Below are 13,201 nucleotides of genomic sequence, written 5' to 3' on the forward strand. Positions count from 1 at the left end.
TTCCCTTGTCCGGAAGCCGAATTCCCTTGTCCGGAAGGTCAGATGATTCCGAAGAGGATCCCTGCCCCGAGGACGACGAGTGATGTGAGGGCGGCCCACTTGACCACGAACCTGGTGTGGTCGCCGAACTCCACCTTGGCCATGCCGACCAGGACGTACACGGCCGGGACGAGCGGGCTCGACATGTGCAGCGGCTGCCCGATGAGGGAGGCGCGGGCGATCTCCAGGGACGAGACTCCGTGGGCCTGGCCGGCCTCGGCGAGCACCGGGAGGATGCCGAAGTAGAAGCCGTCGTTCGACATGAAGTACGTCAGCGGGATGCTCAGGATGCCGGTGACGAAGGCCATGTGCGGGCCCATCCCGTCCGGGATGTTGTCCACCAGCCACTTGGCCATGCTGCCCACCATGCCGGTGCCCTGCAGGACGCCGGTGAAGACGGCGGCGGCGAAGACCATGCCGGAGACATTGAGGACATTCTCCGCGTGGGCGCCGAGGCGGGCCTTCTGGTCGGGCATGTGCGGGAAGTTGACGGTGAGCGCCAGGGCCGCACCGAGCAGGAACAGCACCGGGATCGGCAGCCACTCCATGATCATGGCGGTGAGCAGGGTCACCGTGAGCAGCGCGTTGAACCAGTACAGCTTGGGGCGCAGGGTGGGGCGGTTGGGGTCGAGGCCCTGGAGGCCGTCGTCCTCGTCCTCGGGGAGGTCCGCGTCGGTGCCGGAGCCGGAGCCGCCGGTGCGCTTGGCATCCTTGCCGGAACCGGAGCCGGAGCCGGCACCCACGAGGACCGTCTCGGTCTCCTTCTCCTCGACCAGCACTTCGTCCAGCGTCAGCACACCGAGCCGCTTGCGCTCGCGGCGCCCGAGGACGTACGCGAGACCGAACACGAACAGCAGGCCCATGGCGAGCGCCGGAATCATCGGGACGAAGATGTCGCTCGCGTCGAGCTTCAGCGCGGTGGCGGCGCGGGCGGTCGGGCCGCCCCACGGCAGGGTGTTCATCACGCCGTTGGCCATGGCGGCGACACCGGTCATCACGACCAGGCTCATCTTCAGGCGCTTGTACAGCGGGTACATCGCCGAGACGGTGATCATGAAGGTGGTCGAGCCGTCGCCGTCGAGCGACACGATCGCGGCGAGGACGGCCGTACCGACGACGATCCTGAGCGGGTCGGCCTTGCAGAACCTCAGGATTCCCCGAACGATCGGGTCGAAGAGGCCGACGTCGATCATCACACCGAAGTAGACGATCGCGAACATGAGCATCGCCGCGGTGGGCGCGAGGCTGGTGACGCCGTCGATGACGTAGTCACCGAGCTTCGCGCCCTTACCGACGAAGACACAGAACAGTGCCGGGATCAGCACGAGCGCCGCGATCGGCGACATCTTCTTCAGCATGATCAGGACCAGGAAGGTCGCGATCATGGCGAAGCCGAGGATGGTCAGCATGAGTGGATACCTAACGTTCGCCCTTGAACATCCCACCGGGCAGGCGGTGCGACGACGTTAGGTCCGTTCAAACGGCGTTAACAAGACGTTGACGTGCGAGCAATAAGCGCAAAATCCCAGGTCACGGCTTTGCTCAGGTCACAGGGCTGAGCTTTTCGGTCACGGCGGCGACTTCGACGGGCACTCCGTTGAGGACCGCGTTGCCCGACAGCGGGTCGAGCAGGCTGCCGTCGAGGAGCTGGTTGACGTTGACGCCGGGGTCGGTGGCGGCATGGCTCATCCGGGTGCCGGGCCGGTCGTGGCCCCAGCCGTGCGGCAGGCTCACCACGCCCGGACGCACGGCGTCCGTGACCTCGGCGGGGGCGGTCACCTCTCCCCCGGCGCCCTTCACCCGTACTGCAGCCCCGTCCCGCACGCCGAGCCGCTCGGCGTCCTCGGGGTGGATGTGCAGCGTGCAGCGGTTCGTACCGCCGGTGAGGGCGGGGACGTTGTGCATCCAGCTGTTGTTGGAGCGCAGGTGCCGGCGGCCGACGAGGACGAGTTCGTCCGGGAGCCGGTCCAGGGCCGCCCGCAGCCGCGGCAGATCGTCCGCGATCGGCTGCGGCAGCAGCTCGACCTTGCCGCTCCTGGTCTTCAGGGGCTGCGGCAGCCGCGACCCCAGCGGACCGAGGTCGATGCCGTGCGGGTGCGCGAGCAGCCGCTCCAGGCTCAGCCCGTCCGGTCGTACGCCGAAGCCGTCGCCGTAGGGGCCGAGGCGCAGCATCATGTCGAGCCGGCGCTCGGGGCCGGTCGTCCCGGTGAGCTGCGCGGCGAGTTCCTTCGGGTCGCGGCCGTGCACGGGCGACCAGGGCTCCTTGACCGCCTTGCCCAGGGTCTGCCCGATGACCAGGTCGTCGACGGCGGACGGGGCGGCGCCGTGCATGCCGGTGGCGGCCAGGATCAGCCGGGCGAAGATCTCGGTCTCGGGCAGCCGGCCGGGCTCCAGAGGCACGGCGGGGCGGGTGTAGCGGACCTGGTTGCGTACGGCGAGGGTGTTGAACGCGAAGTCGTGGTGCGGGCTCTGCGAGGGCGGGGGCGGGGGCAGGACGACGGTCGCGTGGCGGGTGGTCTCGTTCAGGTACGGGTCGATGCTGACCATGAAGTCCAGGGAGTCCAGGGCCTTGTCGAGACGGTCGCCGTCGGGCGCCGAGAGCACGGGGTTGGCGGCGGAGGTGATGAGGGCGCGGATCGGCTCGCCCTCGTCGGTCGCGGTGTCGATCTCCTCGGCGAGCGCGGAGAGCGGCAACTCGCCCTTCGCCTCGGGGTGTCGGCTCACCCGGGAGTGCCAGCGGCCGAGCGTGAAGCCGTGGCTCGGTCCGGCGGGGCGGGGTGTGCGGTCGGTGGCCGCCTGCGGGAAGAGGGCGCCGCCGGGGCGGTCGAGGTTGCCGGTGAGGATGTCGAGGACGTCGACGAGCCAGCTGGCCAGGGTGCCGTGCGGGACGGTGCAGCTGCCGATGCGGCCGTATACGGCGGCGGTGGGGGCGGCGGCGAGTTCGCGGGCCAGGGTGCGGATCGTGGGGGCGTCCACGTCACAGGCTCCGGCTACGGCTTCGGGGGTGAAGTCCCGTACGGCCGCACGCAGTTCGTCCAGGCCCTGGAGGTGCGCGGTCAGTTCCCCGGTGTCGACGAGGCCTTCCTCGAACAGGACGTACGCCATCGCCGCGAGGAGCAGTGCGTCGGTGCCGGGGCGGATCGCGATGTGCCGGTCGGCGAGCTTGGCGGTGCGGGTGCGGCGCGGGTCGATGACCGTGAGGGTGCCGCCGCGGGCCTTGAGGGCCTTGAGCTTGCCGGGGAAGTCGGCGGCCGTGCACAGACTCCCGTTGGACTCCAGGGGGTTGGCGCCGATAAGGAGCAGATGGTCGGTGTGGTCCAGGTCCGGCACCGGGATGGCGTTGGCGTCGCCGTAGAGCAGACCGCTGGAGACGTGCTTGGGCATCTGGTCGACCGTGGACGCGGTGAAGACGCTGCGGGTGCCGAGGCCGGCGAGCAGCACCGGCGGGTAGAGGGCGCCGGCCATGGTGTGCACGTTCGGGTTGCCGAGGACGACGCCGACGGCGTTCGGGCCGTAGCGCTCGACGACCGCGCGGACACCGGCGGCGACCGCGTCGAAGGCCTCCTCCCAGGTGGCCTCGCGCAGCTCGCCGTCCTTGCGCACGAGCGGGGTGCGCAGCCGGTCGGGGTCGCCGTCCACGGCGCCGAAGGAGGCGCCCTTGGGGCAGATGAACCCCTTGCTGAACACGTCCTCACGGTCACCGCGGGCGCCGGTGACACGGGTGCCCTCGATGGTGAGGGTCAGCCCGCAGGTGGCCTCGCACAGGGGGCAGATTCGCAGGGCGGTGCGGGACACGGGTCCTCCCGGTGGCGGCGACGATGACGCTCGTATTGTGCGGCCGAGCATACCGACCGGTATGCACGGAGGGGAGGCCTCTTCGGGGACGAGGTCGGAAATCCGCGAGCCGCGGCCCTGCGGGGTCTCAGTCCAGCACGCGCGCCAGATACGCCCGCAGCAGCTCCCGCGTCTCCTCGATGATCTTCTCGTCGCCCTCCGGGGCCACTCGGAAGGCCAGGTGGACCAGGGTGTCGGCGGTCTCCACGGCGATCAGGAAGGTGCGGCGCAGATCGTCGTCCGGCTCCCGGTCGAGATAGCCGGAGAGCAGGTCGGTGAGGCGGTCGGCGACACGGTGGTTGGGTTCGGAGTTGCGCGCACCGACCGGGATCTGGTTGCCGAAGTCGACGAGGGAGAAACCGGGCGCGGTGCGCTTCATGGCCAGGTACTCGTCGAGGACGGCGTCCATCGCCGAGCGCCAGCCTCCGTCGCCGGCCGACTTCAGCCGCTCGGTGACCTGCTCGGTGAAGCGCTCGAGGTTGCGCTGGGCGAGGGCGTCGGCCATCTGCCGCTTGTTGCCGAAGAAGCGGTAGACCGAGCCGATGGGGACCCCGGCGCGCAGGGCCACGGCCCGGGTGCTCAGGTCGTCGTAGCCGACCTCGTCGAGGAGGTCGGCACAGGCGTCGAGGATCCTGGTGAGGCGTTCGGCACTGCGCCGCTGCACAGGCGCTCGGCGTAGCGATGTCGCGTGGGGCACAGGCTTCATGATGCCGTTCCGGAGCGCTCCGGTGAACCTCGCCCCCCAGTACTTGAATGAGTGGCAGGCGCACCCAGTGCGGCTCCGCCGCGGGGCGCGGCCGTGATGTCGGCCGTGCTCTCCACGGGCCGGCCCTGCACGGCCCATACGGTGCCGTCGTCGGCGTACAGCCGGGCGGTGACGTGATGCGTGCCGCGCGGTACGAACCTGGCCGGGAGGCGGCAGGTGAGGCCGCGGAGCCGGGTGACGAGCCGGCCGTCGACGAAGACGTACGCGAGACCGCGGCCGGCCGCCGCGCGCGACTTCGTGCCGCGGGGTGAGAAGCGGAAGTTGCGGACGGTCAGATATACGTCCCAGGCGTTGCCGGAGTCCGGCTGCACCTCGATCCCGACCTCCGGCGCACCCTTCTTCTTCACTTCACGGTAGTGCCGCCCCTGCTTGTCCGTGTTGTCCAGCAGCTTGCCCACCGGCGAGATCGAATCGCCGTTCTTCCCCTCGTGCGCATCACTGGAGCCGCAGCTCACGGATCCGGTCAGCAGCAGGACACAGACCGCGAGCGCGGCTGGAAGACCCCGCGTCCACGACATGCCCGGGAGACTAGAACACCGGTCCGACACTCGGATCCCCCTGGAGTCTGGTTCTCGTTCCTCCCTGATGAGGAGGCCCGGGTACCCCCTTGCGCGCGCGAAACCGCAATCCTACGGTGATGCATAGGAATCAGAAGGCATCGATCTGCATGTCTGCATCAGTCCGCAAGGGAGCGACGATGAGCGGGGACGCGCGCAAGACGGCCGAGGGGCTGACCCACCTCTCCGGTTTCGGCAACGAGCACAGCTCGGAGGCCGTGCCCGGCGCCCTGCCCGAGGGCCGCAACGCGCCACAGCGCGCACCGCTCGGGCTGTACGCGGAACAGCTCAGCGGTACGGCGTTCACCGAGCCGCGGGCCCACAACCGCCGCTCCTGGCTCTACCGCATCCGCCCCTCGGCCGCGCACCCGGCGTTCACACGCACGGACAACGGCGCGATCCGTACGGCCCCGTTCACCGAGTCGGTACCCGACCCGAACCGCCTGCGCTGGAACCCGCTGCCCGAGCCCCCGGCCGGCACGGACTTCCTGGCCGGCCTGTGGACCCTGGGCGGCAACGGCGACGCCACCCAGCGCACCGGAATGGCCGTGCACCTGTATCACGCCAACTCCTCGATGGAGCGCGTCTTCAGCGACGCGGACGGCGAGCTGCTGATCGTCCCGGAGCACGGCGGACTGCTGCTGCGCACGGAGTTCGGGCTGCTGCATGTGGAGCCGGGACATGTGGCGCTGGTTCCCCGTGGGGTGCGCTTCCGTGTGGAACTGCTGGATCCCTCTGCCCGCGGTTATGTGTGCGAGAACTACGGGGCGCCCTTCCACCTCCCCGACCTGGGCCCGATCGGCGCCAACGGCCTCGCCAACGCCCGCGACTTCCAGGCCCCCGTAGCCGCCTACGAGGACGTCGAGGGCCCGGTGGAGGTGGTGAACAAGTTCTGCGGCAACCTCTGGACGGCCGTGTACGACCACTCGCCGCTCGACGTGGTCGCCTGGCACGGCAACCACGTCCCCTACGTCTACGACCTGCGGCGCTTCAACGTCATCGGCAGCATCTCCTACGACCACCCCGACCCGTCGATCTTCACGGTGCTGACGTCGCCGTCCGACACCCCGGGCCTGGCCGGCGTCGACTTCGTCGTCTTCGCTCCGCGCTGGCTGGTGGGCGAGGACACCTTCCGGCCGCCGTACTTCCACCGGAACGTGATGAGCGAGTACATGGGCCTGATCGAGGGCGCCTACGACGCCAAGGCGGAGGGCTTCGTGCCGGGCGGCGGCTCGCTGCACAACATGATGTCGGCGCACGGGCCGGACCGGGAGACCTTCGACCGGGCGAGCGCGGCCGAGCTGAAGCCGCAGAAGGTGGACGACGGGCTGGCGTTCATGTTCGAGACCCGGTGGCCGGTGACGCTCACCCCGCAGGCGGCGGGCGCGGAGCACCTGCAGCAGCGCTACGACGACGTGTGGCAGGGCCTCGAGCGGCATTTCCGCCCGTTGCACTGATCGCGTACGACCGGTACGGATAGGCCCGTGACCTCCTTCGCCCCGGACTCGATCGTCCTGAACCGCAAGCTGCCGCTCTGGTACCAGGTGTCGCAGTCCCTGCGCGCCTCGATACTGGGCCGCTCGCCCCAGGACCCGCTGCGACTGCCCACCGAGGAGCAGCTGGCGGGGCACTACGGGGTGAGCGTGCTGACCATGCGGCAGGCGCTGAAGGAGCTGGAGGACGAGGGCCTGATCACCCGCCACCGCCGCCGGGGCACGTTCATCGAGCCCGACGCCCTGAGGGGTGCCCCGGTCCGGCTGCTCGGCTCGGTGGACGCGATCGTGGCCCAGCAGTCCGGGATGGTGACGGAGCTGCTGGACCACGGCAGCGCGCCCGTGCCGCCCGAACTCGCCGAGCACTTCCCGGAGACCGGCGAGGTGGCCACGTACCACCGGCTGCGCTGCGACGAGAAGACGGGCGAGCCGACCAACCACGCCCGCAACTACGTCCGTCCCGAACTGGCCGCCCGCTTCGACCCCGCCGACCTGCTGCGCCGCCCGATGACCAAGGTGCTGCGCGACATCGTCCGGGCGGACATCAGCCGCATCACGGACACCGTGGAGGCCCGCCTGGCCGACCCGGAGACGGCCCGTCTGCTCCAAGTCCCGCTGCTCAGCCCGATCCTGCACTACACGGGCGTGACGTACGACGGGGACGGACGAGTCCTGGACGTGGCCGTCATCCACTACCGCGGCGACCGCTTCTCCTTCACGGTGACCCTGGACGCCACATGACGTCACCGGCCCACCCTGCCTGTCGGCGCAAGGTCGTACGATGCCCAGCGTGACGCACGACGACGCTCCGCTGCTCGCGGACCTCATGCCGTGGTCCGTCGCACCGCCGCGGCTCGGCCGGGGGTGGCCGACGGGCCCCGACGCCGCATCCCTGAAGGCCCGCTGGGACGCCCTGATGAAGGCCGAGGGCCCGGACCGCGAGGCCCTGTTCGAACCGACCCGCTCGCGCACGCTGCGCTCGGCGGTCGGCCGGCTGCCGGGCCAGTCGAGCGGCACGCAGAAACTCATCCACGCGTCGGGCCCCTGCCCCGAGCCGGTCCGCGTCCTGCACGCCCCCTTCGACGAACAGTGGCTGCTCCTCGACCACCGCCTGATCGACGCGGCCCGTCCCGAGCTGTGGCGGGTGGCGGACGAGCACCAGGTCTTCGTCACCGAGACGGCCACGGAAAGCACCGGCCCGCACCTCCTGGCCACCTCCCACCTCCCTCTGATGCGCCCCGGCCGCATCCGCCCCCTCTACCGCCGCCCCGGCGGCACGGAACCCAACCTGGCCCCGGGCCTGCTGGACCACCTGAGCGCCCGCCTCGGCCACTCCCCCGGCCCGTCGGACCTCCTCGCCTGGACCATGGCAACGGTAGGGCCGGACCTGACGGTCCCCCTCACCGAGGATGCCGAACTCTGGTCGCACGGCGTGGAGTTGGGTCGCCGCATCCTCTGGCTGATGCGCCGCAACGGCGACCGCCCCAAGCTCCCGGGAGGCCGCCGCCCGTACGTCCGCGCCCCGCTACCGTCCCGGCCGCTCACGATCGCCTACGACCGCGACGAGGAAACCCTGCTGCTCGACGAGGGCCGCATCTCGCCGGTACCCCCGGAGGCCTGGGACTTCGAGGCGGCCGGCGTCCGGGTCCTGGAGCAGTGGTTCGCGACCCGCACGGCACAGCCCGAGCCGGGAACGCTGACGGCGATCCGTCCGACCACCTGGCCGCAGCCGTGGACGTCGGAGCTGCTGGAGCTGATCACGGTCCTGGCACTGTTGGCCGAACTAAGGCCACAGCAGGCGGAGTTGACGGTGACAGCCCCCGTCACGGCGTCCGACCTGCACAAGGCGGGAGTGCTCCCGGCACCGGAGGCGGCGCGCAGACCGGCCTCGGTTCTCGACCACCACGAAGAAGGCCCCGAGGGCCAGTTCGCGCTGATCTAGTTCCACGCCGTCCAGTCCCTGGGGCTAGTCCCTGGGCTCGAACGCGTCCAGGATCCGGCTCAGCATCAACTCGAAGGCCCCATCCAGATCGATCGGACCGGGGTCCTCCGTGAAAGCCGCCGCCATCCGCGGGTAGGCCCCGCCGCCCACCTGGCTCCCGAGGTAGGCGATACGCACCGCACTCTCCTCCTCCGCCGACCACGGCAACGACCGCGTCCGCTCGGCGGCAGCCAACTCAGTGGCGACATAGGACGTCACACACCCGTTCAGCATCCCGACGAGCTGCATCTTCATGCCGTAGCGCGCATCGAGCGGGTCCAGGCAGGCCAGACAGTGCTCCAGATAGCGCAGGGCGTTCGGACTGAACCCGTACACCGGTGACATCAGCCGCGTGAGCCACGGATGCCGGTGCATCAGCGCCCGCGTCTGCTGGGCGACCCGGCGCATGTCGGCCCGCCAGTCCCCCGACGGCTCCCACAGCTCGTGCTCGCCGCTGACCGCGTCCACCATCAGCTCGTACAGGTCCTCCTTGCGGGGGACGTAGTTGTAGAGCGACATGGTCCCGCAGCCCAGCTCGGCCGCGACGTGCCGCATCGACACCGCGTCCAGGCCGCCCTCGTCGGCGACCTTCACCGCAGCCGCCGCGATGTCGGCACGCGTGTAGGCCGGCCTCGGCCCCCGGCCCGTCCGCTCGGGACGCGCCCAGATCACTTCGGGTACCGCCGCTCGGCCCGCCATCGATCATCACCTCGCCCACCATCCTAGTTACGTACACCGTACGTAGTGCGCTATGGTCAAGACATGACTTCTACGTACGCTGTACTTAGTGAAGGTCTGGAGAAGAGGTTCGGCGAGGTGCACGCGGTGCGCGGGCTGGATCTCGCGGTGGCCGAGGGCACGGTCTGCGGCGTCCTCGGGCCGAACGGGGCGGGCAAGACGACGGCCGTACGGCTGCTGACGACGCTGCTGCGGCCGGACGCGGGCTCGGCACGGATCGCGGGGCACGACCTCGTCCGGGAGCCCGCGGCCGTCCGGCGCAGGATCGGCGTCACGGGGCAGTACGCGTCGGTCGACGGTGACCTCACGGGCCGCGAGAACCTGCAGCTGTTCGCGCGGCTGCACCGGGTGCGGGCGCCGGGGCAGCGCGCCGACGAGCTGCTCGAGCGGTTCGGGCTGGCAGAGGCCGCCGGCCGGGCGGCGTCGACCTACTCGGGCGGGATGCGCCGCCGGCTGGACCTGGCGGCGAGCCTGATCCGCCGGCCGGAGGTGCTGTTCCTGGACGAGCCGACGACGGGGCTCGACCCGGCCAGCCGCAATCTGATCTGGACGGCCGTGCGCGAGCTCACGTCCGACGGTACGACGGTGCTGCTGACCACGCAGTATCTGGAGGAGGCCGACCAACTCGCCGACGACATCGCCCTGGTGGACCGGGGACGGGTGGCACACACGGGTTCGCCGGCCCAGTTCAAGGGGCTCATCGGGGCGTACGTCGAGGTGGTCGTCGCGGACGCGGACGTGCTGGTGAAGGCGGCCGGGGTGCTCGATCAACTCACGGGCGCCGAGCCGTCGTTCGACCGTGAACGCAACGCCGTCGGCGCGGTCACCAGGGACCGGACGCTCACACTGCCCCGCCTGGTGCGCGAACTCGACACGGCGGGCGTGCCGTTGCTCGATGCGGCCCTGCGTCCGCCGACGCTCGACGAGGCCTTTCTGCGGCTGACAGAAAACAACACCGAGGACGACAAGGAGCATGCCGCATGAGCACGTTGGCGTACGACGGGACCGCCCTTCTGGGCCGCCAGCTGCGGCGGATGCGGAACAACCCGGGGTTGCTGATCCTCACTCAGACGATGCCGATCAGCATGCTGCTGTTCTTCGGCTACGTCTTCGGCAGCGCGCTGGCGATGCCGGGCGGGGAGTACCGGTCCTTCCTGGTGCCGGGACTGCTGGTGGCGACGGCCGCGAACGGGATCATGACCGGCATGTTCCAGGCCGCCCAGGACACCCACCGGGGTGTCATGGACCGGTTCCGGACGCTGCCGATCAACCGGGCCGCCGTACCGCTCGGGCAGGCCGTGGCGGATGTCGTCGTCACGGCCGCAGGCACGGTGCCGTTCCTGTTGGTGGGGCTCGCGGTGGGGTGGCGGGTCGAGGGCAGCGCGTTCGATGCGGTGGGCGCCGTATGCCTGTTGCTGCTGTTCCGGTTCGCGACGACCTGGATCGGGATCTTCCTCGGCCTGCTCACCCGGAACGAGGAGGCCGCGGGGCAGCTGGGCGGGGCGACCTTCATGCTGCCGCTGCTGTCCAACGCGTACATCCCGACGGACGGTCTGCCGGGCTGGCTGCGCACGGTCGCCGAGTGGAATCCGATCAGCGCGGTGACGACGGCCCTGCGGGACCTCTTCGGCAATGCGCCGGTGCCGGGGGACGCTGCCTGGCCGGTGGCGCACCCGATCGCCGGGTCACTGCTGTGGTGCGCCGTGCTGATCGCGGTGTTCCTGCCGCTCGCGGTGCGCAGATACGCACACGGGGAGCGATGAACGGTCACCCCTCCGAGGAGCGCCGAAGCTCGTTCGAGGGGGAGTCGAGAGCCGTCGGTGCCGGGCGGGGACGGGGCATCGGACGGGAGCGCGGGCCGCGCCGGGGTGCCGCACCTGGACATCGCTGCTGTGCCGTGGGGATGACGGACGACGAGTTCGCAGCGATGCGCCGGGACGGTGCGGTCACCCGGGCACGGACCACGCGGGGAGCGCCGGTGTAGCTCAGCGCCCGCCGAACAGCGAACGACGCAGTCGGCGCAGCGGCGCGAAGAGCAGCACACGGCTGATCCGGTTGCCCCTGGCGCTGCGCTCACGTGGAGTGTCACGCGCGGTCAGCTCGCGCATCAGCGAGGTCGCCTCGGCCGTCTCGCGCTGTGGGACGGCCGGGCCGCCCAGCACCGAGAGATGGCGGTCGAGACGCGAACTGGTCGCGCTGCTCCCGCAGGTGATCGCAGGGACCCTGGCCCTGCTGCGCACTGTTATCTGTTCCATGTCACTCCCCACCCGTACGAGTCCACCCGGCCCGGGCAGGGTAACCCTATCGCTCCCTCGGGGCACTCGTGTATCGCGGTCACAGGATTCACCTTCCCCATAAGGGTGTTGACGACTCCTCCATGGTCACTCTCCGAATCCAACCGATTTCAGGGCGAGTTGGACAATGGGCTGGCTGGTGGGCTGCGGTGAGCCACCGTCGGGTTCGACGGTCACTGCGAGTGACGTGGCCGACTTGCTGAGGTCGGTCGCGACCAAGGGCGTGTCGCCGCCCCCGAACAGCCCCAGGGAACGCGGTTGCGCATCGGGGCGCATGAGCCACAGCTGGTGCACGCGTCCGCTGGGCAGGGCGTCGTATCCGCTGAGCGTGACGACCGCCTGCCCCTGAGATGCGGAGGCGACCGCTCCGATACTTCGGCCCTGGGGGTCCCTGCGGGTGGTCGCGCGGGCGTCGGGAGCTGCGAGAACGTGGGCGATCTCACGTGCCTGGGCGCGCTCGGCGTCCAGCTTGTCCTGGGTCCGGTTCGCCTGGACGGCGAAGAGCGAGGCGACGACGAGGGCCGCGGCGGCCGTCGCCGTGGCGAACGGCACGAAGAAGGGGCGGCGCTCGCGCGGCGCACGGGAGCGTCCCGGCGGCGGCTGCGTGCCCCAGACGTGCGGCGGCAGCTGGGGCGTGTGCTCCCTCGCGACCGGCCCCGCCTGCTGCGGAGTGGCACGCACGGCGGCCAGCACCCGGTCGCGCATCGCGGCCGGCGGCGGGGCTGCCGTGGACCAGGCGAGGCGCACGGCGTCCTCGGACAGGGCGCGCACCTCGGCACCGCAGCGCTCGCAGTTCTTGAGGTGCCGCTCGAAGCGGACCCGCTCCGCGGGCTCCAGCGCGTCGAGCGCATAGGGGGCCGCGAGGGAGTGCAGATCCCCGCGGCGGAACAGTCGGGCAAGGAGACTCATGCGACACCTCCCAGGCACTTGCGCAGCTGGGTGAGTCCGTCGCGCATCCGGGTCTTGACCGTGCCCAGCGGCAGGGAGAGCCGCTCGGCCACTTCACGGTACGTGTAGCCGTCGTAGTAGGCGAGGGTGACGGACTGGCGCTGCAGGGTGGTGAGTCGGTCCAGGCAGCGGCGTACCCACTCGCGTTCGAGGCCCGCCTCGACCTCTTCGGTGACCTGGTCGAAGGCGGGGTGGTGGGCCCGGCGTGCCTCGCGCTGTTCGCGGTCGACGGCGGCGCGGGCGCTGCGCACCCGGTCGACGGCGCGACGGTGGGCGAGGGTGAGGATCCAGGACAGGGCGCTGCCGCGGCCGGGGTCGAACCGGCCCGCGGAGCGCCAGAGTTCGAGCAGCACTTCCTGGGCCACCTCCTCCGACTGTGCGGGGTCGCGTACGACCCGGCGGACCAGTCCGAACACCGGACCGGACACCAGGCCGTACAGCTCCTCGAATGCCTTCTGGTCGCCGCCTGCCACGAGTACCAGAAGCTCGTCCGCCTCCACTCGGTCCCCCTCTCCCCGGCCGCATGGGCCCCGTCCCGTCACACCAGGCAT

General features: G+C 70.8%; 13 protein-coding genes. 5 read left to right on the forward strand and 8 right to left on the reverse strand.

Going from position 1 to position 13,201, the window contains the following annotated elements; all coding sequences use genetic code 11:
- Positions 1-38: 38 nt before the first annotated feature.
- The 4 genes from IH68_RS0140545 to IH68_RS0140560 all read right to left on the reverse strand — a co-directional run bounded on the left by IH68_RS0140545 (position 39) and on the right by IH68_RS0140560 (position 5,157).
- Positions 39-1,448, reverse strand: coding sequence for a CitMHS family transporter (locus IH68_RS0140545; RefSeq protein WP_030946255.1), 1,410 nt, complete (start codon positions 1,446-1,448; stop codon positions 39-41).
- A gap of 133 nt (positions 1,449-1,581) precedes the next feature.
- Complete coding sequence (locus IH68_RS0140550; RefSeq protein WP_030946259.1) at positions 1,582-3,834, reverse strand: molybdopterin oxidoreductase family protein; 2,253 nt, start codon at positions 3,832-3,834, stop codon at positions 1,582-1,584.
- A 127-nt stretch (positions 3,835-3,961) separates the two neighbouring features.
- Positions 3,962-4,579 (reverse strand): TetR/AcrR family transcriptional regulator, encoded by a 618-nt coding sequence (locus IH68_RS0140555; protein ID WP_030946262.1) that lies wholly within the window; start codon positions 4,577-4,579, stop codon positions 3,962-3,964.
- Positions 4,576-5,157 (reverse strand): hypothetical protein, encoded by a 582-nt coding sequence (locus IH68_RS0140560; RefSeq protein WP_030946264.1) that lies wholly within the window; start codon positions 5,155-5,157, stop codon positions 4,576-4,578. Before IH68_RS0140560 ends, IH68_RS0140555 begins: the two co-directional genes overlap by 4 nt.
- A gap of 179 nt (positions 5,158-5,336) precedes the next feature.
- Here IH68_RS0140560 and hmgA point away from each other — a divergent pair, with 179 nt between their 5' ends.
- From hmgA to IH68_RS0140575, 3 genes are read left to right on the forward strand one after another with little or no spacing between them, the layout of a single operon-like run.
- Positions 5,337-6,653 (forward strand): homogentisate 1,2-dioxygenase, encoded by a 1,317-nt coding sequence (gene hmgA, locus IH68_RS0140565; RefSeq protein ID WP_030946266.1) that lies wholly within the window; start codon positions 5,337-5,339, stop codon positions 6,651-6,653.
- A gap of 27 nt (positions 6,654-6,680) precedes the next feature.
- Entirely contained in the window at positions 6,681-7,430 is a 750-nt protein-coding gene (locus IH68_RS0140570) for a GntR family transcriptional regulator (RefSeq protein WP_030946268.1), read from the forward strand.
- 40 nt (positions 7,431-7,470) lie between these two features.
- Positions 7,471-8,631, forward strand: a complete 1,161-nt coding sequence (locus tag IH68_RS0140575; RefSeq protein ID WP_030946270.1) for a type ISP restriction/modification enzyme — start codon at positions 7,471-7,473, stop codon at positions 8,629-8,631.
- 24 nt (positions 8,632-8,655) lie between these two features.
- Here the strand turns inward: IH68_RS0140575 and IH68_RS0140580 are convergent, their stop codons facing one another.
- Positions 8,656-9,369 carry a TetR/AcrR family transcriptional regulator gene (locus IH68_RS0140580; RefSeq protein ID WP_030946272.1) on the reverse strand — a complete coding sequence of 238 codons (714 nt, stop codon included), beginning with the start codon at positions 9,367-9,369 and terminating at the stop codon, positions 8,656-8,658.
- 63 nt (positions 9,370-9,432) lie between these two features.
- Here IH68_RS0140580 and IH68_RS0140585 point away from each other — a divergent pair, with 63 nt between their 5' ends.
- Together IH68_RS0140585 and IH68_RS0140590 are read left to right on the forward strand one after the other, a co-directional pair.
- Positions 9,433-10,392, forward strand: coding sequence for a daunorubicin resistance protein DrrA family ABC transporter ATP-binding protein (locus IH68_RS0140585; RefSeq protein ID WP_037886074.1), 960 nt, complete (start codon positions 9,433-9,435; stop codon positions 10,390-10,392).
- On the forward strand, positions 10,389-11,171 hold the full coding sequence (locus IH68_RS0140590; RefSeq protein WP_030946276.1) for an ABC transporter permease: 783 nt from the start codon (positions 10,389-10,391) through the stop codon (positions 11,169-11,171). The genes IH68_RS0140585 and IH68_RS0140590 overlap by 4 nt, the downstream gene beginning before the upstream one ends.
- Positions 11,172-11,393: 222 nt before the next feature.
- On the opposite strand, the gene IH68_RS0140600 is transcribed toward IH68_RS0140590, so the two are convergent.
- The 3 genes from IH68_RS0140600 to IH68_RS0140610 form a co-directional block, all read right to left on the reverse strand.
- A complete protein-coding gene (locus IH68_RS0140600; protein WP_030946278.1) occupies positions 11,394-11,663 on the reverse strand; it encodes a hypothetical protein in 270 nt (89 codons plus the stop codon).
- 126 nt (positions 11,664-11,789) lie between these two features.
- On the reverse strand, positions 11,790-12,611 hold the full coding sequence (locus IH68_RS0140605) for an anti-sigma factor (RefSeq protein WP_030946279.1): 822 nt from the start codon (positions 12,609-12,611) through the stop codon (positions 11,790-11,792).
- Positions 12,608-13,150 carry a sigma-70 family RNA polymerase sigma factor gene (locus tag IH68_RS0140610; RefSeq protein ID WP_030946282.1) on the reverse strand — a complete coding sequence of 181 codons (543 nt, stop codon included), beginning with the start codon at positions 13,148-13,150 and terminating at the stop codon, positions 12,608-12,610. Before IH68_RS0140610 ends, IH68_RS0140605 begins: the two co-directional genes overlap by 4 nt.
- Positions 13,151-13,201 lie beyond the last annotated feature (51 nt).

Origin of the sequence: Streptomyces sp. NRRL S-646 (assembly GCF_000720765.1) — a bacterium.
Classification (GTDB): domain Bacteria; phylum Actinomycetota; class Actinomycetes; order Streptomycetales; family Streptomycetaceae; genus Streptomyces.